Source organism: Acidocella aminolytica 101 = DSM 11237 (assembly GCF_900129125.1).
GTDB classification, from domain to species: Bacteria; Pseudomonadota; Alphaproteobacteria; order Acetobacterales; family Acetobacteraceae; genus Acidocella; species Acidocella aminolytica.
Genome location: NZ_FQVJ01000011.1, coordinates 76,026 through 100,633, shown reverse-complemented (window position 1 = coordinate 100,633; position 24,608 = coordinate 76,026). Strand labels below are relative to the sequence as shown.

At 58.9% G+C, this 24,608-nt stretch carries 30 protein-coding genes, 1 tRNA gene, 1 other RNA gene and 2 pseudogenes; 12 read left to right on the top strand and 22 right to left on the bottom strand.

The window, feature by feature from the left end; all coding sequences use genetic code 11:
• Positions 1-7: 7 nt before the first annotated feature.
• Both ispD and rph read right to left on the bottom strand, forming a co-directional pair.
• Complete coding sequence (ispD, locus tag BUB54_RS08135; protein WP_048878708.1) at positions 8-685, bottom strand: 2-C-methyl-D-erythritol 4-phosphate cytidylyltransferase; 678 nt, start codon at positions 683-685, stop codon at positions 8-10.
• A gap of 9 nt (positions 686-694) precedes the next feature.
• Positions 695-1,408, bottom strand: coding sequence for a ribonuclease PH (rph, locus tag BUB54_RS08130; RefSeq protein ID WP_048878707.1), 714 nt, complete (start codon positions 1,406-1,408; stop codon positions 695-697).
• A gap of 51 nt (positions 1,409-1,459) precedes the next feature.
• On the opposite strand from rph, the gene hrcA reads away from it, so the two are divergent.
• Complete coding sequence (gene hrcA / locus BUB54_RS08125; RefSeq protein ID WP_048878706.1) at positions 1,460-2,527, top strand: heat-inducible transcriptional repressor HrcA; 1,068 nt, start codon at positions 1,460-1,462, stop codon at positions 2,525-2,527.
• Positions 2,528-2,560: 33 nt separating this feature from the next.
• On the opposite strand, the gene BUB54_RS08120 is transcribed toward hrcA, so the two are convergent.
• The 9 genes and pseudogenes from BUB54_RS08120 to BUB54_RS20200 form a co-directional block, all read right to left on the bottom strand.
• Complete coding sequence (locus BUB54_RS08120; RefSeq protein ID WP_048878705.1) at positions 2,561-4,096, bottom strand: Do family serine endopeptidase; 1,536 nt, start codon at positions 4,094-4,096, stop codon at positions 2,561-2,563.
• 175 nt (positions 4,097-4,271) lie between these two features.
• Positions 4,272-4,388, bottom strand: coding sequence for a hypothetical protein (locus BUB54_RS21920; RefSeq protein ID WP_307189080.1), 117 nt, complete (start codon positions 4,386-4,388; stop codon positions 4,272-4,274).
• The gene (locus BUB54_RS21915; RefSeq protein ID WP_307189081.1) at positions 4,360-4,578 is read right to left on the bottom strand and encodes a hypothetical protein; all 219 of its coding nucleotides are present in this window, start codon (positions 4,576-4,578) and stop codon (positions 4,360-4,362) included. Before BUB54_RS21915 ends, BUB54_RS21920 begins: the two co-directional genes overlap by 29 nt.
• Before the next feature lie 95 nt (positions 4,579-4,673).
• Positions 4,674-4,793, bottom strand: a pseudogene (locus BUB54_RS21910) (pirin family protein); the annotation flags it as partial.
• A 28-nt stretch (positions 4,794-4,821) separates the two neighbouring features.
• Positions 4,822-4,866 (bottom strand): annotated as a pseudogene (locus tag BUB54_RS21905) (hypothetical protein); the annotation flags it as partial.
• 142 nt (positions 4,867-5,008) lie between these two features.
• A complete protein-coding gene (locus tag BUB54_RS08110; RefSeq protein ID WP_048878704.1) occupies positions 5,009-5,878 on the bottom strand; it encodes a universal stress protein in 870 nt (289 codons plus the stop codon).
• 63 nt (positions 5,879-5,941) lie between these two features.
• The gene (locus tag BUB54_RS08105) at positions 5,942-7,198 is read right to left on the bottom strand and encodes an NAD(P)/FAD-dependent oxidoreductase (RefSeq protein WP_048878703.1); all 1,257 of its coding nucleotides are present in this window, start codon (positions 7,196-7,198) and stop codon (positions 5,942-5,944) included.
• Between the two features lie 137 nt (positions 7,199-7,335).
• The gene (locus BUB54_RS08100) at positions 7,336-8,685 is read right to left on the bottom strand and encodes a glutamine synthetase family protein (RefSeq protein WP_048878702.1); all 1,350 of its coding nucleotides are present in this window, start codon (positions 8,683-8,685) and stop codon (positions 7,336-7,338) included.
• A gap of 87 nt (positions 8,686-8,772) precedes the next feature.
• Positions 8,773-8,991: a hypothetical protein gene (locus BUB54_RS20200; protein ID WP_139284836.1), complete on the bottom strand. Its 219-nt coding sequence runs from the start codon at positions 8,989-8,991 to the stop codon at positions 8,773-8,775.
• Between the two features lie 425 nt (positions 8,992-9,416).
• Here BUB54_RS20200 and BUB54_RS08095 point away from each other — a divergent pair, with 425 nt between their 5' ends.
• Both BUB54_RS08095 and BUB54_RS08090 read left to right on the top strand, forming a co-directional pair.
• Positions 9,417-9,968, top strand: coding sequence for a cupin domain-containing protein (locus BUB54_RS08095; protein WP_139284835.1), 552 nt, complete (start codon positions 9,417-9,419; stop codon positions 9,966-9,968).
• Positions 9,969-9,970: 2 nt separating this feature from the next.
• Complete coding sequence (locus BUB54_RS08090) at positions 9,971-10,381, top strand: GFA family protein (RefSeq protein ID WP_048878700.1); 411 nt, start codon at positions 9,971-9,973, stop codon at positions 10,379-10,381.
• Here BUB54_RS08090 and BUB54_RS08085 read toward each other — a convergent pair.
• On the bottom strand, positions 10,369-12,024 hold the full coding sequence (locus tag BUB54_RS08085; protein WP_048878699.1) for a glycoside hydrolase family 17 protein: 1,656 nt from the start codon (positions 12,022-12,024) through the stop codon (positions 10,369-10,371). The genes BUB54_RS08090 and BUB54_RS08085 overlap by 13 nt on opposite strands.
• Positions 12,025-12,065: 41 nt before the next feature.
• Here BUB54_RS08085 and BUB54_RS08080 point away from each other — a divergent pair, with 41 nt between their 5' ends.
• Entirely contained in the window at positions 12,066-12,497 is a 432-nt protein-coding gene (locus tag BUB54_RS08080; protein ID WP_048878698.1) for a CoA-binding protein, read from the top strand.
• Between the two features lie 69 nt (positions 12,498-12,566).
• Here the strand turns inward: BUB54_RS08080 and BUB54_RS08075 are convergent.
• Positions 12,567-12,642: transfer RNA gene (locus BUB54_RS08075), tRNA-Lys, on the bottom strand.
• Positions 12,643-12,722: 80 nt separating this feature from the next.
• Between BUB54_RS08075 and BUB54_RS21445 the strand changes: the two genes are divergently transcribed.
• Positions 12,723-13,250, top strand: coding sequence for a chromate transporter (locus tag BUB54_RS21445; RefSeq protein ID WP_241869369.1), 528 nt, complete (start codon positions 12,723-12,725; stop codon positions 13,248-13,250).
• A gap of 198 nt (positions 13,251-13,448) precedes the next feature.
• Positions 13,449-13,820, top strand: coding sequence for a chromate transporter (locus BUB54_RS21440; RefSeq protein WP_241869368.1), 372 nt, complete (start codon positions 13,449-13,451; stop codon positions 13,818-13,820).
• Between the two features lie 210 nt (positions 13,821-14,030).
• On the opposite strand, the gene BUB54_RS08065 is transcribed toward BUB54_RS21440, so the two are convergent.
• Positions 14,031-15,167, bottom strand: coding sequence for a GNAT family N-acetyltransferase (locus tag BUB54_RS08065; protein WP_048878697.1), 1,137 nt, complete (start codon positions 15,165-15,167; stop codon positions 14,031-14,033).
• 57 nt (positions 15,168-15,224) lie between these two features.
• Between BUB54_RS08065 and pepN the strand changes: the two genes are divergently transcribed.
• Genes pepN through BUB54_RS08050 form a run of 3 tightly spaced genes read left to right on the top strand, consistent with a single transcriptional unit; the run spans position 15,225 to position 19,176 of the window.
• A complete protein-coding gene (gene pepN, locus BUB54_RS08060; RefSeq protein ID WP_048878717.1) occupies positions 15,225-17,810 on the top strand; it encodes an aminopeptidase N in 2,586 nt (861 codons plus the stop codon).
• 11 nt (positions 17,811-17,821) lie between these two features.
• Positions 17,822-18,508 carry a glutathione binding-like protein gene (locus BUB54_RS08055; RefSeq protein ID WP_048878696.1) on the top strand — a complete coding sequence of 229 codons (687 nt, stop codon included), beginning with the start codon at positions 17,822-17,824 and terminating at the stop codon, positions 18,506-18,508.
• Complete coding sequence (locus tag BUB54_RS08050) at positions 18,505-19,176, top strand: glutathione S-transferase N-terminal domain-containing protein (protein ID WP_048878695.1); 672 nt, start codon at positions 18,505-18,507, stop codon at positions 19,174-19,176. Before BUB54_RS08055 ends, BUB54_RS08050 begins: the two co-directional genes overlap by 4 nt.
• Before the next feature lie 56 nt (positions 19,177-19,232).
• On the opposite strand, the gene BUB54_RS08045 is transcribed toward BUB54_RS08050, so the two are convergent.
• The 7 genes from BUB54_RS08045 to BUB54_RS08015 all read right to left on the bottom strand — a co-directional run bounded on the left by BUB54_RS08045 (position 19,233) and on the right by BUB54_RS08015 (position 22,025).
• Entirely contained in the window at positions 19,233-19,859 is a 627-nt protein-coding gene (locus BUB54_RS08045) for a phosphoribosylanthranilate isomerase (RefSeq protein ID WP_048878694.1), read from the bottom strand.
• Positions 19,856-20,545 (bottom strand): orotidine-5'-phosphate decarboxylase, encoded by a 690-nt coding sequence (gene pyrF, locus BUB54_RS08040; protein WP_048878693.1) that lies wholly within the window; start codon positions 20,543-20,545, stop codon positions 19,856-19,858. The genes BUB54_RS08045 and pyrF overlap by 4 nt, the downstream gene beginning before the upstream one ends.
• Positions 20,546-20,552: 7 nt before the next feature.
• On the bottom strand, positions 20,553-20,807 hold the full coding sequence (locus BUB54_RS08035) for a LapA family protein (protein WP_048878692.1): 255 nt from the start codon (positions 20,805-20,807) through the stop codon (positions 20,553-20,555).
• 26 nt (positions 20,808-20,833) lie between these two features.
• Entirely contained in the window at positions 20,834-21,160 is a 327-nt protein-coding gene (locus BUB54_RS08030; RefSeq protein WP_048878716.1) for an integration host factor subunit beta, read from the bottom strand.
• Positions 21,161-21,278: 118 nt separating this feature from the next.
• Positions 21,279-21,437: non-coding RNA, 6S RNA (gene ssrS / locus BUB54_RS08025), on the bottom strand.
• Positions 21,438-21,490: 53 nt separating this feature from the next.
• Entirely contained in the window at positions 21,491-21,817 is a 327-nt protein-coding gene (locus tag BUB54_RS08020) for a cell division protein ZapA (RefSeq protein ID WP_048878691.1), read from the bottom strand.
• A 4-nt stretch (positions 21,818-21,821) separates the two neighbouring features.
• The gene (locus BUB54_RS08015; protein WP_048878690.1) at positions 21,822-22,025 is read right to left on the bottom strand and encodes a hypothetical protein; all 204 of its coding nucleotides are present in this window, start codon (positions 22,023-22,025) and stop codon (positions 21,822-21,824) included.
• A gap of 52 nt (positions 22,026-22,077) precedes the next feature.
• Here BUB54_RS08015 and BUB54_RS08010 point away from each other — a divergent pair, with 52 nt between their 5' ends.
• The 3 genes from BUB54_RS08010 (at position 22,078) to thiE (ending at position 24,206) form a co-directional block, all read left to right on the top strand.
• A complete protein-coding gene (locus BUB54_RS08010) occupies positions 22,078-22,473 on the top strand; it encodes a hypothetical protein (protein ID WP_048878689.1) in 396 nt (131 codons plus the stop codon).
• Between the two features lie 57 nt (positions 22,474-22,530).
• Positions 22,531-23,445, top strand: a complete 915-nt coding sequence (locus BUB54_RS08005) for a class I fructose-bisphosphate aldolase (protein WP_048878688.1) — start codon at positions 22,531-22,533, stop codon at positions 23,443-23,445.
• A gap of 134 nt (positions 23,446-23,579) precedes the next feature.
• Positions 23,580-24,206, top strand: coding sequence for a thiamine phosphate synthase (gene thiE / locus BUB54_RS08000; protein ID WP_048878687.1), 627 nt, complete (start codon positions 23,580-23,582; stop codon positions 24,204-24,206).
• 3 nt (positions 24,207-24,209) lie between these two features.
• Here the strand turns inward: thiE and BUB54_RS07995 are convergent, their stop codons facing one another.
• Positions 24,210-24,563: a hypothetical protein gene (locus tag BUB54_RS07995; RefSeq protein WP_048878686.1), complete on the bottom strand. Its 354-nt coding sequence runs from the start codon at positions 24,561-24,563 to the stop codon at positions 24,210-24,212.
• Between the last annotated feature and the right edge of the window lie 45 nt (positions 24,564-24,608).

Below are 24,608 nucleotides of genomic sequence, written 5' to 3'. Positions count from 1 at the left end.
GCTGATTTTAGCCTTGCAGCATTGCCTCCGCACGCGCCAGATCGGCCGGGGTGGTGATCTTGAAATTATCTTCTGTTCCCTCAACCATCTCCACCCGCAATCCGGCATGTTCGGCGATCATAGCGTCATCGGTGAAATCCATCTCTGGCGCGGTCAGCACTGCGTGGCGGTGGGCACGCAGAATATCCTGGAACTGGAACCCCTGCGGTGTTTGCGCCCGCCAAAGCCCGACACGGCTCACTGTACCCGTCACCACGTCATTTTCCACGCGTTTGAGCGTATCGGCCAGTTTTACCCCCACGATCGCGGCGTGTCCGCGTGCTAAAATCTCCAGCACGGCGAAAATTGTCTCCTCTGCAATGAACGGACGCACAGCATCGTGAATCAACACCTTATCCGGATTCAGGCCTGAAATCGCTTCCAGCCCCAAACGTACCGAATCCTGCCGCTCCTTACCGCCGAACCGTACCGGAAGAAGCTTTTCCAGCCCCTCGGTCGCTGAATCATAAAGCGCTTGATCATCCGGGTGGATCAGCACCTGCACGGCATCAATCGCAGGGTGCCGGGTCAGCGCCTGGATGGTGTGGCGCAGAATCGGTTGGCCCGCGAGCTTGAGATATTGCTTGGGTAGCGGCCCGCCGACACGGTAGCCCCGGCCCGCCGCGACGATCAGCGCGATATTCATACTTACCTCTTAGCCCAAAGCGGCTTTCTGTGCGGCGAAAAGTTCCATCGTGCCTTTCCGCGCTAGCCCCAGCAGCGCGTTGAAAGAGGCTTCATCGAACGTGTATTTTTCGGCAGTAGCTTGAATTTCCACAATTCCTCCGGCGGCGGTGAGGATAAAATTCGCATCCGCATCCGCGCCCGAATCCTCGGCATAGTCCAGGTCCAGCACCGGATTGCCTTGGAAAATACCACAGGAAACCGCCGCCACCTGCCCGATCATCGGCATGGATTTAATGACGTTATTGGTACGCAGCTTTCTGAAGGCCATGACCATCGCCACATAAGCACCAGTGATAGAAGCGCAGCGCGTACCGCCATCGGCATTCAGCACGTCGCAATCCAACGTCACAGTAATCTCGCCCATTGCTTTGCGGTCCACCACGGCCCGCAGGCTACGGCCGATCAGGCGTTGAATCTCTTGAGTCCGGCCGGATTGCTTGCCGCGCGCCGCCTCACGGTCGCCGCGCGTATGGGTGGCGCGGGGCAACATGCCATATTCCGCCGTCACCCAGCCCTCGCCCTGGCCGCGCATGAAAGGCGGCACCCGCCCCTCAACACTGGCGGTGCAGAGTACTTCCGTGTTCCCCATGCGGATCAACGCCGACCCCTCGGCATGGCGGGAAAAGCCCGTTTCGATGGATACTTGGCGCAGCGCGTTAAAATCTCTGCCGGAGGGCCGCATACTCATACTCCTTTGTTCATCTTAGCCGTGCTAATATCTGAGCAACGCCCGATGGACCATAGACAGAAACCACCTCAGCCCCGCTTACCGCCAGGGCTCGATATCCGCTCCGCCGCCGTCTTGCGCGAGATCGTGGAGCAATATGTGGAAACCGGTGAACCGGTGGGAAGCCGTACGCTCTCCCGCCTGCTGCCGCACAAACTTTCTCCCGCCACCATCCGCAACGTGATGGCGGACCTCACGGAAGCCGGGCTGCTCTTCTCGCCTCATACATCCGCCGGGCGCCTGCCGACAGACCGGGGGCTGCGCTTGTTTGTCGACGGGCTGCTGCAATTTGGCGAATTGTCGGAGGAGGAGCGGACCAACATCAACCTCTCTCTCGCGCATTCCGGGCGTTCCATGCAGGATACGCTGGCCCATGCGTCCTCGCTGCTTTCCGGGCTTTCCGCCGCAGCGGGGCTGGTGCTGGCCCCGAAGGGCGAGGGGCCGGTGAAGCATATCGAGTTCGTGCCACTTTCACCGGGCCGCGCGCTGGTTGTGTTGGTGTCGGCGGATGGGCAGGTGGAAAATCGCATCATCGAAACCCCTCCCGGCCTGCCTCCTAGCGCCTTGCAACAAGCGAGCAATTTCCTGAACGCACAGCTTTCGGGCCTGACCCTGTCGGAATTGCGCGCCCGCGTCCATTCCGAACTCTCCGCCGACCGCACCGCGCTGGATGAACTCACCAGCACCGTTATTGAGGCAGGCTTGGCCACATGGGGGCAAGAAGGCCGGTCGGGTTCTCTGATTCTACGTGGTCAGGGTCGGTTGCTGGAAGATATCGACCAGCTTGAAAAGCTCAGCATCATCCAGGCTTTGTTCGAGCGGCTGGAAACCGAGGAAACATTGCTGAAACTGCTTGATCTGGCCGAGGAATCAGACGGGGTGAGGATTTTCATCGGCGCCGAATCTGGGCTTTTCGGTACGGCAGGTGTTTCGACCATCGTGGCCCCGGCACGCAATGCGCAAGGCCGAATCGTCGGCGCCATTGGCGTCATCGGTCCCACGAGGATAAATTACGGCAAGATTATCCCGGTCGTGGACTACACCGCCCGTGTGATCGGGCGGCTGTTAGGGTAAGCGGGGCTTCGCTGAGCCCCGCTTTTCGTCGCCTTATTTGTCTTTGTTGTTCAGCGTGATGCCAACAAACAAAGCCTGTCCCTGACGGACAATGCGCAGTGCCACCGCACCGGCGCCCGCCTTGCGCGCGGCCTTGATGGCAGCCACCGCTTCATCCGGAGAGGAAACATCAACGGCGCCCACGCCCACCAGCAGATCGCCCTGCTGCAGACCGGCCTGATCCGCCAGAGAGCCCGGCTTCACATCCATGATCACAGCGCCCGTCGCGTCATTCGGCAGGTTAAGTTGGTTACGCAGATCCGGCGTCAACGGCGCCAGCGTAATACCCAGTTGCCCCTGCTGGGCATTCTGGTGGCTACCGGAGCCGTTCATCTGGAAGCTGGCGTCCGGATTCTTCGGCATTTCCTCCACCGCCACGGAGACATCCTTCTTCTCACCATCGCGGATAAACGTGATGTCCGCATTATGAGAAGGGTCGATGTCGGCAATGTCGCTGGCCAGATCGCTGGGGTCGGTCACTTTTTGGCCGTTTACGGCCACGATCACATCACCCGGCTTCAACCCCGCTTTCGCGGCCGGGCTGTTGGGGGCCACCGCTGCAACCAGCGCACCATCGGCATTAGGGTTGACTTTCGGCAGTTTCAGCGCCTGCGCCATCTGCGGCGAAACCATCTGCGCCGAAACACCCAGGAAGCCGCGTGTCACTTTGCCATGGGCGATCAACTGCGAAACCACGCGCTTGACCATATCCGAGGTGATGGAGAACCCAATACCCACCGAACCGCCGGACGGAGACAGAATGGCGGTGTTCACGCCAATGACCTGCCCTTGCTGGTTAAATAGCGGCCCGCCGGAATTGCCTTCATTGATTGGCGCATCGGTCTGGATGAAGCGGTCATAAGGGCCGTCACCAATATTACGCCCCAACGCGGAAACGATGCCAGCCGTAACGGTATTACCCAGGCCGAACGGATTACCCATGGCCACAACCCACTGGCCGGGCTTCACATCCTTGGAGTCACCAAGCTCAACATACGGCAAGGACTTACCAGCATCGATTTTCAACACCGCGAGATCGGTCTTGGGGTCCGTACCAAGGATCTTGGCCGGGTAGGTGTCGCCGTTGGAGAGCGTGACAGTAACCGTCTTGGCCCCTTTCACCACGTGGTTGTTGGTGACAATGGTCCCGTTCGCGTTAATGATAAAACCAGAGCCCTTGGCCTCAACTGCCTGCGGCTGCTGGGGGGCGCCAAAGCTGAACGGGAAGCCCGGCGGGAAGCCGGGGATCTGCGGGAACCCCGGCGGCAAGCCATTCCGCCCCTGATCGCCATTGCTATCATCCGAGGTCTGGTCCGTTTTCAGCTTCACCGTCACCGAAACCACAGCCGGGGTAACCTTTTGTACCAGAGACGAGAAATCCGGAACTGGGGTGAAGCTCTGCTCCACGGCCTTGGTTGCATCAAGCGAGGTATCCGCCGCATGGGCCGGCATCACGCTGACCGCAACCAGTGCGGTTGCTCCTAACAGGGCAAATGTGGACGCCACGCCACGGGAACGGAACTTCTTCATGATGTTAACTCCTGCGTCTGACTGGGACCGTACTTCTTCGCCGTTTGGCGGCTGTGACTTAAATGACACAGGGATATGGCGATCTCAATTGTAACAGCCCCAGAGGTTACACTTCTTCACCGCCAGTGCAAAGGCGTTTCAATCTGCGGCAAGATTGTTTCGTTTCTTCCTCTGTTTACGCCGCTGCAGCTTCAACCAGCACAATTTCCGCACCTTCTGAGGTAGTAATCCGCAGCTCAGTTTCGGCCTGAATCGCCGCGCCATTACGCTCGCCAAGCTGCACGCCGTTCACAGACGCGTTGCCCGCCGACACCACCAGGTAAGGAAGTCAGAGGGTAAGTCACGCTCTCGCTAGCGCCGAGCTTGGCCACGAGCAGCGCCGCATCCGCATATAAGGGCAGCGCCTCGCTGTCCTGGTCGGACTTGCACCCATTTGCCAACACCTGCAGCCCCTGCCCCGTCTCGCGCGGAAACTCACGCATCCCCAGCCAGGCGTCACATTCTCCCGGTCTGGCAAAATCCAGATCTGGAACAGGCGCGTCGGCTCATCCCCAGGATTGACCTCGGAATGCACGATGCCGCTACCAGCATGCATCACCTGCACATCTCCAACCCCGGTTACACCATGGTTGCCGGTGGAATCCTTGTGGGTAATTGCCCCCCTGCCGAACGTAGGTAATGATCTCCATATTGTCATGCGGGTGGGCGCCAAAACCCATTTTGGGAGCGATTTCGTCGTCATTCCAGACGAGAATCCGGCCAAAGCCCATGCCCGCCGGGTTATGATAGCGCGAGAAGCTGAAGTGGTAATGGGCATTCAGCCATTCATTTTGAAAACGGCCAAGACTGAAGAGGGGACGGTATCAATCATAATTCACCGCAGATGGTGCCCCTGGTGCCGGAATAAAGAGTTCAGCGGTTCATCAGAACGCAAATCTCCGCATTCTCCAGCACATGGCGCGTGATGCCGCCCAGAATAAGCTGCCGCAGACGTGAGGCAGTAGAGTATGCCCCCATCACCATTAAATCCGCCCCGAATGCACCCGCCGCCGCCAACAGCCCGGCACCGATATTGCGGTCAACGGAACGGAAGCGCGCAATATCCGCCTCCACCCCATGATGGGAGATATATTCGCGCACATCCTCCGGGCTGGGGCCAGGACGGCAATATTCCTCGGATGACAGGACGCACACCGAATCCCCCTGACGGATAAACGCCATGGCGGAAGCCAGCGCTGAAGCCGCGTTGGCCGTACCGTTCCAGGCAATGGCTATACGCTTACCAATATGTAGCGGCGGCGCAACCGGGGCCAGCAGCACTGGCCGCCCGGAATCAAACAGCACCGCATGCAGGGCTTCCGCCGCCGCCACGTCCTCCCCCGCCAGTGGATGTGGCACGATGGTCAAATCCGCCAGCCGGGCTTTGTGCGCCACCAGCATCTCCTCCCGCCCGGTGAGCGTGGTGAAGCTGGCGCTAGGCTCATCAGCCCCGCGATGCGCGGCCCCCACCGGCACGGCGGCGTGGTCTGTCGCAGCGCGGAAAAGTTCCTGCAGGCTCTGCGCCCGCGCACCGCCTTCGCGCTCCGTCGCGGTCATCATGTCCTCGATCAGCGCGCTGGAAAGCCCTTCCCCCGCGAACGGCGCGATCTCTCGTGTGTCGGACTGGACATACAGCACCTCCAGATGCGCGTTCCACATCCGGGCCAACAAAAGCCCGGCCTGGAGCGCTGCCTCGGCAGACGCCGTGCTGCTGACAGGAAGCAGGAATTTGCGAACCGACATGAGACTCTGCCTTTACCTAACGCTCTTACCGGCCATTCTGCACCGGCACCGACAAAAGGCAAACTACAACATGTCTCGTAGACGGAACCATGTCGTCGCCAGCACCAAAGCCGGGGTGCGGAAGAGTTGCCCACCCGGAAAACGCGCATGAGGAATCCCCGCGAACACGTCGAACCGTTCCGACTGCCCGGCCACAGCCTCCGCTGCCAGTTTGCCAGCCAACCCGGTAAGCGACAGCCCATGCCCGGAAAACCCTTGCAGGAACAAAATATTGTCCGCAAGCCTGCCAAAATGCGGCGCCCGGTTGCGGGTAATATCAACAAAACCGCCCCAGGCGAATTCCACCTTGGCGTCTTTGAGTTGCGGGAACACCGCAACCGCCCGGCGCAACATGGCCGCGCCTAAATTCGGCGGCGGCAACTTGGAGTAAGACACGCGTCCGCCAAACAGCATACGGTCATCCGCCGAACGCCGGAAATAATCCAGAACGAAATTCACATCCGCCACGGCTTCATTATGCGGGATCAAGTCACGTACATCCGCCCGCGGCTCGGTGGCCATGATGTAAGTGCCAACGGGCATGATATAGCCGTCGATCTTCTGTTCCAGTCCGTTCAGATACGCCCCGCCCGCGATGATGAGATATTTCGCGCGGACTTTATGCGCCCCTACATGCAGCGTGACCGTCTTGCCATGCTCCACTCTCGAAACGGGAGAATGTTCAAACAACCACGCTCCCGCCTGCCGCGCCGCCAGAGCCAAGCCCAGATTATAATTCAGCGGATGAATATGCCCCGCCAGCTTATCTTCAAGAGCGGCGATATAGCGCGGGCTATTGAGGCGCGAACGCAACGCGCCACCTTCCAGTAGCCGCCCCACGGGCGCGCCCAGTTTGGCAAGTTCTTCCTGTTCCTCGCGCAGTTCCCGTACTTGGCGCGGCTTCAACGCGGCGTGCAGATAACCAAGCTGCGGATCACACGGAATTGCGTATTGCTGGATACGTTCATGCAACAAATCCACCGCTTCCACTGACATATCCCAAAGCTTTTTAGCCTCGGTGGCACCAACAAGTTTGGTGATGGTGTGCATGGATGCGCCAAACCCCGCCAAGGCCTGCCCACCATTGCGCCCGGATGCGCCCCAGCCAATGCTTTGCGCTTCCAGCAGTACCGGCTTGTAGCCACGCTCCGCCAGATGAAGCGCCGCCGACACACCGGAAATACCACCGCCGACGATGGCAATATCGGTTTCAATATCCTGATCGAGCGCAGGCGCGGAAAAATCCACGCGGCGCGTCGCCTGATAGTAATTGTTCTCCATGAGGAACCTATATTTTCAGAATGTTTCTGGCGTGGCTTGTTTCTGAAACAGCCGAAAATATGCAGCTTTTCAGAGAAAGCTGCACCAGAAACGTTGTTTATTCAGGCCGGCGTGCTAGTGCCGGCCCAGCCCGAGGCTCAGACGTTCAGAAGCAGATGCTCTCGCTCCCAAGAGGAGATCACCCGCAGATAGGTTTCGTATTCCAGCCGCTTCACCGCAACCAGAACATCAACCATCCTGTCGCCAAGAATCTCACGGATCTCCGCTGACTCGTCCATCAATTCGAGAGCATGGGAAAGTTCGCGCGGCAGCGTGTAGTCGCCAGTATAGGCGGAGCCAATTTGCTCCGGCGGGGCCTCAAGGTTTTGCACCATGCCCAGATAGCCGCAAGCCAGCGTCGCCGCGAAGGCGAGATACGGGTTGGCATCCGCCCCCGGCACACGGTTTTCCACGCGCATTGCAGCCGGGTCGCCAAAGGGCACACGCAAGCCGCAGGTCCGGTTGTCATACCCCCATTGTAGGTTAATCGGCGCGTTGGAGAAACGTGTGAGCCTGCGATAGGAATTCACATTCGGCGCGAAAATCGGCATTACCGAGGGAATGTATTTCTGCAAGCCCGCCAGATAGCTCTTGAAGAGCGGGCTGGCCTTGCCATCGGGTCCGGCAAACAGGTTTTCACCAGTTTTAGGGTTCACGATACTCTGATGCACATGCATGGCACTGCCCGGCTCACCACTCATCGGCTTGGCCATGAAAGTAGCATAGATGTTGTGGCGCAGCGCCACTTCGCGCACCGTGCGCTTGAACATGAACACCTGGTCTGCCAAAGCCAGCGGATTGCCGTGCAGGAAGTTAATTTCCACCTGCGCCGCGCCTTCCTCATGGATCAGCGTATCGAGATCCATCTCCTGCATATCGCAGAAATCATACATATCCTCGAACAGCGGATCGAATTCATTAACCGCGTCGATAGAATAGCTCTGCCGCCCGCTTTCCTGCCGACCGGAACGCCCCACGGGCGGCACCAACGGGTAGTCAGGGTCGGTGTTGCGGCCCACGAGGTAGAATTCCAGTTCGGGCGCCAAAACCGGCTTCCAGCCCTTATCCTCATAGAGCTTGAGCACGCGTTGCAGCACTTGCCGAGGCGCGATCGGCACCGGCGTGCCGTTCGCGTATTGGCAATCATGGATAATCTGCGCGGTCGGCTCATGCGCCCAGGGCACAAGGCGGACAGTGGAAACATCCGGGATAAGCTTAATGTCGATGATCGCGGGATCTGTCAGCTTGTCCGTCGGATCGTCAGGATATTCACCCGTCACAGACTGAACAAAAATGGCTTCCGGCAAGCGCGGCGCGCCGCCTTTAATGAATTTCTCAGCAGGCATGATCTTGCCACGCGGAATGCCGCTGATATCAGGAACGAGGCATTCAACCTCAGTAATACGATGTTCTTCGAACCATTCTTTTAAATTGATCTGTTCACTCATGTTGTCCTCGGGAAAAGGCGCGACGCCAAAAACAGCATCACGCGCAAGATTTATTACAGCACACTAGCCAAAACCTGTTTGAAAAACTCATATTTTTCCTGTCCAACGCACCAGAAAGATGAAATATCCTGATCCGGGGCAGGGTTGGATTGCACAAAGCCTCCCGCTTAATAACCATAATTGTTGTTTTTTCAGATCAAAAAAAGCAACAACCGCCAGCCCCTTACTGATACGGAACCAAGCATTTATCACCAGAATTATAATTGAGTTTTTGAACGCTGATACAACGTTTTTTAGAGCGGCCATGCTTTACGCCATCTCCCCTCTGTAACCGCAATCCGGCTACCAGCTCCGCCTTTTTGACCCGTGCATGGCCCCAAATAAAGAGTATAGCCTGCAGGTCCCGTCCAGATGAAATAACACCGCTCTGGCCGGGTTTGCTGTGGGTGGAGTTGACGACAAAGGCTGAGGGCATCAGAAACGCCCCTCCTTTCCAACCTTCAAAATATTATTCTTGTCCGGCCCGATGAACCACCGCACGCAAATCCTCGATTTACTGTTACTCGCTCAGTCTCGCTCAGCTTCACAAGAGGCGTCAAGAATATTCGTACGAAGTTTTCACTCAAAACATCCATTTTTCTTGCAGACGAATGAAACCTACGGTTAAATTGTTGAAAATTCTAAACGCAAAGGCTTAACTTGACATGTCATTGGCATTGCAAGACGCGGGGATGACCGATGATATCGGCACCAGGCTGAAGCTGGTCCGGCAGATTTTCGGGCTGACCCAGCGCGAGTTGGCACGCCGCGCTGGGGTAACCAACGGGGCTATTTCGCTCATTGAACAAAACCGGGTCAGCCCCTCTATTTCCTCCCTTAAAAAAATCCTCGACGGTATTCCCTTATCCCTGGCGGATTTTTTCACGCTAAACTTCTCCCCTTCGGACGACGTGTTTTTCACGGCGGACGAACTGCCCAAAATCACCCACCAGCCGGAGATTTCTTGGCGTTTGGTAGGGCGCAAGACCAAAGGCCGAGCCCTGGGCATGTTGCAGGAGGTTTATCAACCTGGTGCCGATACGGGCGACACCATGCTGCGCCATGAAGGTGAGGAATGCGGCATCGTGGTATCCGGCAGCATCACGGTCACGGTGGGTGTGCAGGAAAAAACCCTCAATCCCGGCGATGCCTATTACTTTAAATCAGACATTCCGCATCGCTTCCGCAATCTGGGAGATGAGCCGTGCGTGCTCATCAGTGCCAACTCCCCCCCCACCTTCTAACCATGTCAAACCTTCTCACCGGCGGCTGCCTATGCGGCGCCATCACCTACCAGTTGGAGCATGAGCCGGATGATGTAGCGGATATCTGCTTCTGCCGCGAATGCCGCAAAGCCAGCGGCGCTGGCACCCTGCCCTGGGTTCAGGTCCCACCCGAGCGCTTTGCCCTCATCAAAGGGACGGCAAAGCCCTTTGCCTCATCTGCGGCCGCAACGCGCTGGTTCTGCCCTGATTGCGGCACACCGCTTTACATGACAGACCAAGAAGGCCGTTCAATCGGGGTCACGCTAGGCTCGCTGGATGACCCGGAGCACATCCGTCCGACAACGCAAGGCTGGGTATGCGAACGCGTGTCCTGGCAAGGGCTGGATGCTGCCCTGCCCACTTACAGCAAATCACCGCCTTACGATTTATAACGCCGCGCGAGCCTCAGCCAGACCGGCGCCGCCAGCAGCAAAGCCGCGACGTTCCAGAAAAGGAACTCCAGATTTTGCGGCCCTTCAACAACTATATCCGCCAGCGCCAACACCACCAGGGCCAGGGCGGCGGCTATCTCCTCCCAGTTCAAAGCAGGCCAGTCACGGGTCCATATCCGCAAGGCCGAAGCGATTACCGGCACAATGAACACCGCCATTGGCGCATCCCGGTAACGCCCATCAAAAACCAGCAACGCCTCGAACACCACCGCCGAGACCAGAAACAGGAACCAGAGCGTACCGTAATCGAAGCTGAAACGCAGCCGGCGCAGCTCCGCGAACATCTCCGCCCCGCCGCACGTGGCGGTCAGCTTCTGTCCCCCCTGCAAGGCCCCCGCCCGCCGGATAGCGATGAATGCCAGCAAGGCTTGCAATGGCAAATTCACCAGCGCATCTAGCAGCATCCAGCTATTGAACGGCAGATTAAAGGTGGTTGAGGACACCAGCATCCCCAAATGAGACGGGCTAAAATAAAGCAGCGGCAGCGTGCCGATACATGCCACGGCAAACCCATTCGCCAACAAAAAGGCCGGTACAGCCAGCCGCGCCTTACGGAACCCGGCCACGCCAAACAACAACCAGCCGCTTAAAATCGCCAATCCCGCATACCAGGGCCATGAGGGGTGCTCCACGACCGGTCCATTCAAAGGAAATTTCTGCACCCGGCTTGCATTCCAGATGCCCCAATTCCCCCCGGCCACGCCTTCATCCTGCGCCTTCCAATTTTGGTCGAAGGCTTCAATGAGATTGTAATCCACTCCCTCCTTATCCGCGAGGGCCACGAAGCGCCGCAGAAATACAGCCTCATTCACTCGCGACGGGGCGGCAGGGCCACGCCAGCGTCCGCGTGAGGGCCACCCCGTCTCGCCAATGGAAATCTGCTTGCCTGGAAACAGCTTTTTGAATTTTTCAATCGTGGCGCCAATCTCCGCCAGCGCCCCGTTCACTGAAAGCGGCTTATTCTCCCAGTAGGGCAGAAAATGAAGCATCACGATATCCACATTCGGTGCCACCTGCGGAAATTGCGCCCAAAAATCCGTGACATCGGCATATGCGACCGGCTGCTTCACCCTGACGCGCACATAATTGATGTCTTTGATCAGATCATCCACGGAAAGATCGCGCCGCAGCAGCACCTCATTACCCACCACAACGCGCGTCACGGTACTGGGGTAGGCGTTGGCCTCGGCAATACCTGCCGCCATCTCCTTTGCGTTATCCGCCGGGCTGGAACTCAGCCAGATCCCCAGCCAAACCTTAAGCCCCGCCTTCTTGGCCAAGCCAGCGACATCCGTCCCCGCCTTAATCCGCGTCAATGTTTCAGGCAGCGTTCCCTCTATCGCGGAATAGGTGCGAATGCCATTGGCCTGCCCCTTAACCAGCGCGAGATCCTTGGATATCTCCTCCGGAGTTGGGAATTTTTTGTCCATTGGTGACTGCCAGGCCTGATAGGGCGCGTAAGACAATGAATTGAATTTGCCGGATGGCATGCCCACATCGCCAGCCTGAGGCTGATTTGGCACCCACCATAAAATGACGGTGAGCAGGCTGAGCAGCAGACAGGCGGAAAGACCTTTGATCATGCTTTTAGGCTTAACCAAAGGCCGTGGAATGGAAAAGAGACATGACAGACCAGACCAGCAATAAGGACCTTACGGCCATTCTCACCACCAATCGCCGAATCGCGCTGGTTGGGGCATCCGCCAAACCGGACAGGCCGTCTTACGGCGTCATGAAATTCTTATTGAATCACGGCTATGAGGTTATTCCAGTCAATCCCACACTGGCTGGTACGGAAATTCACGGCCGCCGCGTTGTGGCCACGCTGGCTGAAGCCGCACCTTTTGACATGCTGGATCTTTTTCGCCGTCCCACGGAAGTTCTAGCGCCGGTACGGGAAGCCATTCAACTAGGGGCCAAAACCATCTGGATGCAGCTTGGCGTGATCAATGAGGACGCCGCGCACGAGGCCGAGAATGCCGGTCTGACCGTTATCATGAACCGCTGCCCGGCCATTGAAATTCCCCGCCTTCACATCAGCGGCCCGACACCATAGGCACAAAAAAATGACCCGGCGGCCTGCTTAGGAGTTTTTGTTCAGCTTTGGACTGCCTTGAAAATTTTTTGGTGGGTGCACAAGGATTCGAACCTTGGACCTACTGATTAAGAGTCAGCTGCTCTACCAACTGAGCTATGCACCCAACCCATAGCGCCGTGTGACGCGTCGGTGGCGCCGTATAACCACTGTTGCTGAACTTGAAAAGCCCTGGGAGAAAAATTTTTGAAATTTCTTCCTGTCCAGCCCCCGGCCCGCCGTAGGCTGGCGCTCAACCTTCGCCCTCCGGCACAAAGCCGCCAGGACGAAACAGCAGAGGACACGGCGATGCAAGAGACTCAAAACGCGTTGACCGTCCCCCGGCCAGTCTTTGAAATCTTCCGCCTTTTCCTGAAGCTCGGCCTTAACTGCTCCGGCGGACCAATCGTCCATATCGGCTATTTCCGCAATGAGTTCATCACCCGCCGCCAATGGCTGAACGACCAGTCTTATTCGGACCTTGTAGGGCTGTGCCAGTTTCTCCCCGGACCGGCCAGCGGTCAGGTTGGATTTTCCATCGTGCTCATGCGCGGCGGACTCGCGGCCTGGGCAGGTTTCATCCTTCCCTCTGCCATCTTGTTAACGCTGTTCGCTTTCAGGGCCAGCCCCCTGACTGGCCCCGCCGGAACCGGCTTATTACATGGCCCGAAACTCACCGCTGTCGCCATCGTCGCGCAAGCCGTCTGGGGCATGGTGCGGTCTTTACTGCCCTGACAAACCACGCTCCAGCCTCGCGATTCCGGCCACGCTTATCATGCTGTTCACCGGCGGCGCGGCGGCACAGATCGGCGTTATTCTGCTCGACTGGATTGGCGGGCTTTGGCTTTGCCGTGAGGCACCCAGCCAGCCGGCGATTTATTATTATGCCCTATTTCCCGTAAAGCCGGCTTGTTTGCCCTGGCCGCCTAAGCGTTGCTTCTGCTTGGCCTACCGCTTGTGCTGGCACTTACCCAGTTGCCGGCCCTAGCCATGTTCTCCGCCTTCTACCACGCGGGCGCGCTGGTTTTTGGTGGCGGCCACGTGGTCCTGCCCTTGCTGCACGATGCTTTTGTCACGCCCGGCGGGGTACAGAACAATATTTTCCTTGCCGGATACGGCGCGGCACAGGCCATCCCAGGGCCACTTTTCACTTTCGCGGCCTATCTCGGCGCCGTCGCCACTCCATCGCCGCACGGCATCGCGGGGGCAGCGCTGGGCCTGTTTGGCATTTTTTTGCCGGGCATTCTGATTTTGCTTAGCGCGTTACCTTTCTGGGATGGTTTCCGCCAACAGCCCCGTGCCTAGGCCGCCATGCGCTGCGTTAATGCGGCGGTGGTTGGGCTGTTGGGGGGGCGCTTTTAACCCACTCTGGACCTCATCCGTCCAGACCGCCGGAGATTTCGGAATTGCCCTGCTTGGCTTTGGGCTACTCACGGTCTGGAAGGCCCCCCTCTGGCCGCCGTGGCATTAAGCGCCTTAGGCGGCATGGCCCCTCCTTGCTTTAATCACGTTGCTTTAATCGCGGCGATACGGCCCCTCTTTCACCATCTCCTCCAATACCCGAAAAACCTCCTCGCGCTCCACGTCCAAAAACCGCGCCACGGCCTCCCTCAATCCCGGATGCGCTATGTAATGCGCGGAATAAGTCGGCTTCGGCAGATAACCGCGCTGGATCTTATGCTCCCCTTGCGCGCCCGCCTCCACACGCCGAAACCCCTGAGCAATGGCGTACTCAATCGCCTGATAATAACAAAGTTCGAAGTGCAGAAAGGGCACATCCTCCGTACAGCCCCAATTACGGCCATACAGCACGCCATCTCCAACCAGGTTCAGCGCCCCTGCAATCGGCCGGCCATTCCGCTCGGCCAGCATCAACACCACTTTTTCACCCAGATACTTCCCCAGCAGCGGAAAAAATTCCGGCGTCAGATACGCCCCTCCCCATTTGCGCTCCACAGTGGATAAATAGAATTCATAAAACCGCTTCCACACGCCGGGCGTCAGTTCAGCGCCGCTCAGCGCCCGGAACTGTAAGCCCGCCTGGGCCTCCCGGCGCTCTCGCCGAATCGCCTTGCGCTTGCGTGAGGACAACGCCGCCAAAAAATCCTCAAAACTCTCATAACCTGGATTTTCCCAATGGAACTGCGTGCCCAGCCGTTGCAGCCACCCGGCCTGCCCCAGCCCATCCCACTCATCCTCGGTACAGAATGTGACATGCACCGAGGAACAGCCCGAGGCCTCACACGCCGCCTCCAGCGCCGCCGCCATTGTGCCCAGGCTAGGCCCGTGCGTCAGCAGCCTTGGGCCCGGAACCGGCGAAAACGGCGCCGCAACCTGTAATTTTGGGTAATATTGACCACCCGCTCGCTCAAACGCATTGGCCCAGCCATGGTCGAACACATATTCCCCATAGGAGTGGGTTTTGGCGTAAACAGGCGCCACCGCCTGTACCTTACCCCCCGCATCCCGCACCACCAGATAGCGCGGATACCAGCCTGTGCGCCCGCCCACCGATCCACTTTGCTCCAACGCCAACAAAAACGCATAGGAAACAAATGGATTGCAATCTCCCGCGCACGCATCCCATACCTCTTGCCCGACCTCGGCAAGGCGTGAAAAATTTTCTACTTGAAGAGGTGTCTCATCCGCCATGACCTACCATATGTGCGGCGGCAGGCATTTCACCAGAAGGAACAGGACGAGATTGTGATGGCTGATGAACAAATCCCCTCCCGCAACCCGGTAAATCTGGCCGATTACCGCGCTCCTGCTTATCAGGTGGAGCATGTGGCGCTGGATTTTGAGCTTGCCCCCGAGGCCACCATCGTCAAAGCCCGGCTGCAACTGCGCCGCAACGCCCCGGGCCCCCTAAAGCTGGATGGCCGAAAGCTGGAATTGCTTTCCGTCTCCCTGAACGGCGAACCGCTGGGCGACAACCGCTACACGCTGGATGAGGACAGCCTCACCATCCAGGACGTTCCCGACCAAGCGGTGTTGGAGACCAGCGTACGGATCAACCCCGCCGCCAATAGCGAACTTTCCGGGCTTTATACGTCCGGTTCCGGCTTATTCACCCAATGCGAGCCCGAGGGCTTCCGCAAAGTCACCTTCTTCCCGGACCGGCCGGATGTGATGGCCCGCTACCGCGTGCGGATGCGGGCGGATGCCGCTAAATTCCCCATTCTGCTCTCCAACGGCAACAAGCTCTCCAGCGGAGTGGAAAACGGCATCGCCCATGCCGAGTGGGAAGACCCGCACCCCAAACCCTCTTACCTCTTCGCCCTGGTGGCGGCGGACCTTGTTTCCCTGAAAGATGAATTCACCACCCGCTCCGGCCGCAAGGTGGATCTCGGCATCTGGGTTGAGCGCGGCGATGAAGCGCGTTGCGCACACGCCATGGGCGCCCTCAAACGCTCGATGAAATGGGACGAAGACATTTTCGGTCTCGAATATGACCTCGATATCTTCAACATTGCCGCCGTGTCGGACTTCAATGCCGGGGCGATGGAAAATAAGGGCCTCAACATTTTCAACACCGCCTATGTGCTGGCCGACGCCAACAGCGCCACGGACATGGATTTCCAGAATGTCGAGCGCGTCATCGCCCATGAGTATTTCCATAACTGGACCGGAGACCGCGTCACCTGCCGAGATTGGTTCCAGCTTTCCCTGAAGGAAGGCCTGACCGTTTTCCGCGACCAGGAGTATATGTCGGACCAGTTCTCCGCGGCGGTGAAACGCATTGCCGATGTGCGCCTGCTACGTGCCACACAGTTCCGTGACGATGCCGGACCACTTGCCCATCCTGTCCGCCCGGCGAGCTATCTCGAAATCAACAATTTCTACACCACCACAATCTACGAAAAAGGCGCGGAGGTGGTGCGCATGTACCGCACCATCATCGGGCGTGAGGCCTTCCGCCGCGGCATGGAGGCATATATCGCCAAAAACGATAACGCCGCCGCGACGGTCGAGGATTTCTGGGCGGCCATGCAGTCAATCACAGACATCGACCTCAAACAGTTCATGCTGTGGTATGAGCAAGCTGGCACGCCCGAGATCACCTTCGATGAATCCTGGGACGATGCCGCACAAACCTTCACCCTCACTTTACGCCAGCGCACCGCCCCCACGCCGGGCCAGCCGGAAAAGCAACCGCTGCTGATCCCCGTCGCCATCGGGCTGCTGAACCAGACCGGGGAAGAAATTCATGCCGAAACCTTGCTGCTGCGTGAGACGGAACAAAGCTTCACCTTCAAGCTGCCGCAAAAACCTGGAGCCGTCTCCTTGTTCCGGCATTTCTCAGCGCCCGTCAAACTAAAAGGCCAAAGCCGCGCACGCCTCGCCTTTCTGGCCGCGCATGACAGCGACCTGTTCAACCGTTGGGATGCGCTTCAGCAATATGCCTCCGCCGTGCTGCTGGATTCCGTGGCCACACACCAAATCGGCCAACCTTTTACATTGGATGAAGGACTGAAAGACGCTATCGCCGCCACGCTGCGGGATGCCACGCGCGACCCGGCCTTTGCTGCTGAGGCGTTGATACTGCCCATGGAATCGCTGCTGGCTGACGACATGACCGTGGTTGACCCGGACGCCATTCATCTCGTCCGCGAGGCAGCCCGCAAGGCGCTGGGCCAAGCGCTGAGCGCTGAATTCCATGCGGTTTACGAGCAATTCGCTAACGCCGCGCCAGATGACGTCTCCGGCCCCGCCATGGGTGCCCGCGCCTTGCGCAACGCCGCGCTTAGCTATCTCACCGCTGCCGAAGGCCCGGCCTTTGCCGCGGCACAATTCACCGCGGCAGGCAACATGACGGAGAAACTCGCCGCCCTCACCAATCTGGTTGATGAGCCCGGCCCCGCGCGGGAGAGCGCATTGCACGCTTTCTACACAGAATGGGAACATAACAGGCTGGTGCTGGATAAATGGTTTTCCGTGCAAGCACGTTCCAACGCGTCGGATACGCTCACCCGCGTGCAGGCGCTGGCCAGCCATGCCGCCATGGATCTGCGCAATCCAAACCGCGTCCGCGCGCTGATTGGCGCCTTCACCGCCAACCCGTGGAAATTCCACGACAAATCCGGCGCAGGTTACAAACTCTTGGCGGATTTTGTCTTGCGGTTGGACGAAACCAACCCGCAAATCGCCGCCCGCTTCGTCACCGCGCTCGGCCTTTGGCGGCGCTTTGACACAAAGCGGCAAGGCCTCATGAAAGCAGAGCTTGAGCGTATCCTGGCGCGCGAACAACTCAGCCGTAATACTTACGAACTCGCCTCCAAGGCGCTGGCATAAGGAGATTTTGAATGATTGAGCTTTATTACTGGACCACGCCGAACGGCCATAAGGTCACCATCTTCCTTGAGGAAACCGGGCTGGATTATAAAATCTTCCCCATTAACATTTCCAAGGGCGATCAATTCAACCCAGACTTTCTAAAGTTCGCGCCAAATAACCGCATCCCCGCCATCCGCGACCTTGCCCCCGCTGATGGTGGCGCGCCGCTTGGAATTTTTGAATCCGGTGCCATTCTTGAATATCTGGCGGACAAAACCGGCCAGTTCCTGCCCAAAGAAGCTCGCCAACGCTTCAATGTTCAACAATGGCTTTATTGGCAAATGGGCGGCCTTGGCCCCATGGCCGGGCAAAATCATCATTTCGTGCAATACGCGCCGGAGCGGATTCCTTATGCGATGGAGCGCTACGTCAAAGAAACAAACCGCCTCTATGGCGTGCTGAACAAGCAGCTTGAAGGCAAAGACTATATCGCGGGCGATTATTCGATTGCCGACATGGCCAGCTATCCCTGGGTTGTGCCTTACGAACGCCAGCAGCAAAAGCTTGAGGATTTCCCAAATTTGAGAACTTGGTTCGAACGCATGGCCGCCCGCCCCGCCGTGCAGCGCGCTTATGCCAAAGCCAAAGAAGTGAACAGCACCCCCACGGTTTCCGAAGACGCAAAGAAAGTCCTTTTCGGCCAAACAGCCCGATGACACGCACGCTTTACGATCTCGCGGCGGCGGACGGCACGCGCTTCAGCCCCTATTGCTGGCGCGTGAAGCTCGCGCTCGCGCACAAGAGGCTGGATTACGAAACCGTCCCCTGGCACTTCACCGAGAAGGCGGCCATCGCTGCGTCCGGCCAGAGTAAGGTTCCGGTTCTTGTTGATGGCGCGCGCATTGTTTCAGACAGCCAAACCATCGCCGCCTATCTGGAACAAACTTATCCCAATAGCCCGGCTTTGTTTGGTGACGCGCAAACCCAAGCGCTCACTCTGTTTATTAAAGACTGGACGGAGACCATCCTGCACCCGGCCATCGCCGCCACCGTTCTGGGCGATATCTACCGTTGTCTGTGCCCGGAAGATCAGCCCTATTTCCGTGAAACCCGTGAAGCTGCTTTCAACCGCAGCATCGAAGACATCGACGCCAACCGCCAACAGGCCGAGGCGCATCTCTACGCCATGCTGAAACCGCTACAAAAGCGACTATCGGCGCAAACCTTCATCGCCGGAGACAGCCCTTCCTGGGCGGATCATCTCGTTTTTGGCGCGCTGCAATGGGGCAAGCTTGTTTCCGCCACACCGTTACTGGCGCAGGACGACTCCATCTCCATCTGGATGGACAAGGTTCTATCGACTTACAATCTACAGACTGTTTAACCTTAGAAACGCTCAGGGGATGTGAGAGCTTTTCAGAAACGTCAGCACCAGAACATTTAAACGCCGCGTACCGCCGCCACGAAGGCCTTGATCAGATCCGGGTCTTTCTCGCCAGGGGCGCGTTCCACGCCAGAGGACACATCCGCCCCCGGCGCGCCAGTCTGGCGCAATCCGTCCGCGACATTCCCGGGCTTTAACCCGCCCGCCAGCAGCCAGGGCTTTGCCGGCCTGAAACGCGACAACAAATCCCAATTCGCCCGCACGGCGTTACCGCCCGGCCTCGTTGCGCTTTTTGGCGGCTTAGCTTCCACAATAAAGCCGTCAGCTACCTCATCGGGCGCCGGAAAATCTGATACGCTTTCCACGCCAACCTGCCGCCACACCGGCCGCCCGAACCGGTCCCGCAGGGCCGCAACCAAATCCGGGGCGCCATGGACCTGCAAGACATCCAGCGAGACATTCCTAAGAATATCATCCACCTCACCCAGGCTGGGATTCACAAACAAACCCACGCGCTTTGGCCCGCCCGCATACCGCTCGGATAAAAGCTTCGCCGCCACGCTGGTGACGTAACGCGGCGAGGGCGGAAAAAACACGAACCCCACATAATCCGCACCCGCCTTCACAACCGCGTCAAACCCCGCCGCATCCTTGATACCGCAGATTTTAACTAACCGGCTCACGCGATGGACGCCGCAATCGCCGCTGCCGCCACGCCAGGGTTAGCCGCCCCGGTAATCGGCCGCCCGACCACAATATAATCAGCACCTGCTTCTACGGCCTGCTCGGCCGTCATCACCCGCGCCTGGTCCCCCAGCGCGGCGCCAGCCGGGCGAATCCCCGGCACCACCAACAGCGGCCTTTCACCAAACGCATCCCGCAAGACCGCAATTTCGTGCGCCGAGCATACCAGCCCATCCGCCCCGGCCCCCAATGCCAGCCGCGCGAGCCGCAACACCTGCTGAGACGTGCCACCCGAAACCCCCGTTTCCGCCAACCCCGCCGCGTCAAAGCTGGTTAACACCGTCACCGCCAGAATTTTTGGCCGCGCCTCTCCGGCCGTCGCGGCGGCCTCAGCGGCTGCGGCCACCATCTTGGCCCCGCCACCAGCATGAACCGTCATCAGCCTTGGCGCCAGCGGCAATATAGACCGCACCGCCCCCGCAACTGTATTCGGAATGTCATGAAGCTTGAGGTCCAGGAATACATCCGCCCCGTGCGCGGCGTCTCTATATCCACCCGGCCCATGACGCAAAAAAAATTCCAGCCCCAACTTCACCAACCCGCAATGCGGCGCCACCTCCCGCACCAAATCACGCGCGTGCGGCAGCTCCGGCGTATCAATTGCCGCGATTAAACGACCCGTCATCTCACTCTCACTTAATAATTGTTGGCGCCGAAGCAGAAATGGAAGGCGTCAGTTCAGCCACGCGCTTCTCCGCGTTCCTGGCACGGCGGCGCCAATGCAACTGCCTGGGCATCGCCACAAATAACCCTGCGAAGAACCCAATCCCCAACGCCACAATGGCCACTGGCCCCAGCCAAGCGGACATGCTGCCAAGGGGCCAGAATCCCACCTGCACCGGCACGCGGTTGGACAGCACAAAAATAACCAGCGCCAGAATCACCATGAATCCGACGATGAGTTTCAGGGATTTCAGCTCTTCTCTCCGCCACTTTTCTTTGCCGCCTGGGAAGACGCGGCGGGCTTGTTGATTCGCTCGCGCAATTCCTTACCCGCCTTGAAGAAAGGCACGGATTTCTGCGCCACTTCAACGGTCTCGCCTGTACGCGGGTTGCGCCCGGAGCGCGCCTGACGATGCTTCACGGTAAATGCGCCGAACCCCCGCAGCTCCACCCGTTCTCCACGCGCCAGGGCGGCGGTCATTTCGTTGAACAGGGTCGAGACGATTTTCTCCACGTCCGTCATTGTCAGATGCGGGTTATCCTCGGCCAATCCTGCGATCAATTCCGAACGTGTCATGATGTCCCCCAGCGCATGAGGATGCCAGCATACAACAATCTGGTCAATAAAACCTAGCTGAAAACCCGACCGAACCTGTTGTTTTTCCACCCGTTCAGGGTGAAAATCAGCATTTTGTTGTGGAGCCACCCTGGCCGTTGGCACTTGCATCCTCCCAAGGCCTGCTTGTGCAGGTGGGCACCAGATATTCAGACCACGGCCTGAACAGAGCCAGTTCCCAAGGGAAGTTGCTTAACGGCCCAGGGGATGTCTTGCCTGACGCACCGGGCAGCTCCTGCGCGTATTTAGGCAGGAACTCGTCCGTCCGCAATCTCTGTTTGATGCAATATCTTAAAGATCCAATAGGTCGGAGGCGATTTCTTCTGCCCGGGCCGCCACGCGGCGCAGCCGGGCCCGGCGTTCGCCATCTTCCTTGGCGGGCACTGGAGGCGGGGTGATCTGTGCGCCCCCGTTGGTTTTCACGTCGTGCAACTCATCCGCCAGCAACAAGGAGGCCAACATCAGCAGCCGCGCCTCACCAGACTGCCCTCCGATCGCCTTGATATGCGTAACACGCTGTTCCACCTCGCCCGCCATCTTGGCCAGATGTTCTTCCTGCCCATCTTCGCAACCAACCGTATAGGCATAGCCATTGATGCGAATGGTGACCTGTGCCATGGAGTTACTCCGTTGTGGGGGGCTGCGGCGGCGTCAGCTCGCCGCGTAGCCGGGCGATCACGCTGTCCAGCGTCGCCACCAGGGCCTCGCGGTCCAGCGGCAGATCGCCCACCGGCGCGGGCTTGCTCGCCTCGGTCACACTTGCGATCTTGCGCAGCGCTTCCTCAATACGATCCAGGATTTCGTCTTCAGATTCCGACTCGGACATAGGCTTTATTCAACCCGAGCCCACCCTGTAAGGTCAAGGAATAAGCCTTGCCATGATCGAAGAGTTCTCAAACCCCTTCCTGCCGCCCGCCGTCATTGTGCACGGGCTGAGCCACGCCATACGGGCCGTGGCCTCAGCCCTGCCCGTCACCTTGCTCTCAGCCCCCGGCGCGGGGGCGGCCTGGGGCTGCCTATGGTGGCAAGAACTGCTGGCAGCCACCGGCCATCATGGCCCGGCATTGCTGGACTGCGCCGCCTCCCCCGGCCGCGCGGCCGAGGCTCTGGCCATCGGCCTGAACGGCATCGTCCTCACTCCCGGCGCATCATGGTCGGAAATCGCCGCGCTGGCGGCGCAAAGCAGCGCCTTGCTGTTGCCCAAACGGCCCACGGCGCTGGATTTAGGGTTAAAGCGCAATGAAAGACGGCTGATCCCCTGGCTTGGCGGATGACATGGAAGCCGCCATGCGTTACATGGCCGCCAGTTTCCTGAAGGAGGACTGGTTCAGATGGCGATGACCGAAACGGTTAAAAAAATCCTGTCGCACTATGAGAGCGACAATCCCGGCACCAAGGCGAATCTCGCCCGCATCCTGATGCAGGGCAAGCTAGCCGGCACCGGCAAGCTGGTCATTCTGCCCGTGGACCAAGGGTTCGAGCACGGCCCTGCCCGCTCCTTCGCGCCGAATCCGGCTGCTTATGACCCGTACTACCACTACCAACTCGCCATTGATGCCGGGCTGTCCGCCTATGCCGCCCCTCTCGGCATGCTGGAAGTCGGCGCGGCGGAGTTTGCCGGGCAAATCCCGACGATCCTGAAGGTGAACTCTTCCAACTCCCTGGCCACCGACAAGAACCAAGCCATCACCGGCTCGGTGTCGGACGCGCTGCGTCTGGGTTGCTCCGCCATCGGCTTCACCATCTATCCGGGTTCCGAATTCGCGTTCGACCTGATGGAAGAAATCCGTGAAATGGCTGAGGAAGCGAAGTCCGTTGGCCTCGCCGTGGTCATCTGGTCCTATCCGCGCGGCCCGATGCTGGACAAAGCTGGCGAAACCGCGCTCGATATCTGCGCCTATGCCGCCCACATGGCCGCGCTGCTGGGTGCTCACATCATCAAGGTCAAGCCTCCCACGGACGTCATCTCCCTGGAAGCCGCGAAGAAATCCTATGCCGGATTCGACGCCTCCACCATGGCCAAGCGCGTCAAGCATGTGGTTAACAGCTGCTTCGCGGGCAAGCGCATTGTGGTGTTCTCCGGCGGCGAAGCCAAGAGTCTGGAAGGGCTTTACCAGGAAATCCGTGGCCTGCGCGATGGCGGCGCCAATGGCTCCATCATCGGTCGCAACACCTTCCAGCGCCCACGCGAGGAGGCCCTGGCCATGCTGCAGACCATCACCGACATTTACCTGAACAAGGCCTGAAATACGGGCGGGAGGCCCCCCTCCGGCCCATCTTTCAAATCTTTCGAAGCGCCCTTTATAATAACGGGCGCTTCTTTATTTCACCGTCTTTTGCAAAAAGCGGTATCGAACCCACTTGGATTTTAACGCCAGCCATGACCGCCGATTGCCGCCTATACCTCATCACCCCGCCCGTGCTGCCCGCTGATTTTGAACATACGCTGGCCAGCGCGCTGGATGCAGGCGATATTGCTGCGCTGCAACTGCGCCTGAAAAACGTTCCGGAGGACGAGTTGCTGCGGATAATCGACCGGCTGCGTCCTATCGTCCAAAGCCGCGAAGTCGCCTTTTTACTCAATGACGATCCGGCCCTCGCGGTCAAATCCGGCTGCGACGGCGCCCATGTCGGCCAAACCGACATGCCTGCTAAAGAAGCCCGTAAAGTCCTGGGCGACCTTACGCTGGGCGTCACTTGCCACAACTCCCGCCATCTTGCGATGGAGGCCGGAGAGGCCGGAGCGGATTATGTCGCCTTCGGTGCTTTCTTCCCCACCACCACCAAGGAACCGCCGGAAATGGCGGAGATCTACACACTGCGGATCTGGGCGGAGATGATGGAAATTCCCTGCGTTGCCATCGGCGGCATCAATGCGGAAAATTGTGCGCCTCTGGTGCGGGCCGGGGCGGAGTTTCTGGCCGTCTCCGGCACGGTCTGGGGCCACCAGGATGGCGCGGCGGCAGGCGTGCAGGCCATGCTGCGCGCCATCGCAGCGGTTTCTTGAAAGTCAGCTGCAGTCATTTCCCCGCAGGGTGAAGCTCTGCACCCTGTCCTTGACCACGGCAAACGTCGCCTCACAAGACCAAACCTGCACATTCTGCGGCATGGGCTGGGTCACAAACCCCGGTCCCCATACAGGCCCCCAATACGGGCCTGTGGATATGGTCTGCGCCTGATAGGTCATCTGATAAGCGAGATATTTCACACCATCCACGTTGATCTGACGGGCGGGCACCCCAAAATCCTTCACCAGCGTAGCCTCCGGGGCGCCGATATAGGCGGCCAAACGTGATTGCAAACCAGGGCCCGTGACGCATCCGCTCAGTGCCAGAACCACCCCAAGAGCCAAAATCGTACGCATCCTGACCTCTCCTTACCCGACCTCTTAAGCGACTGCTCTTATATC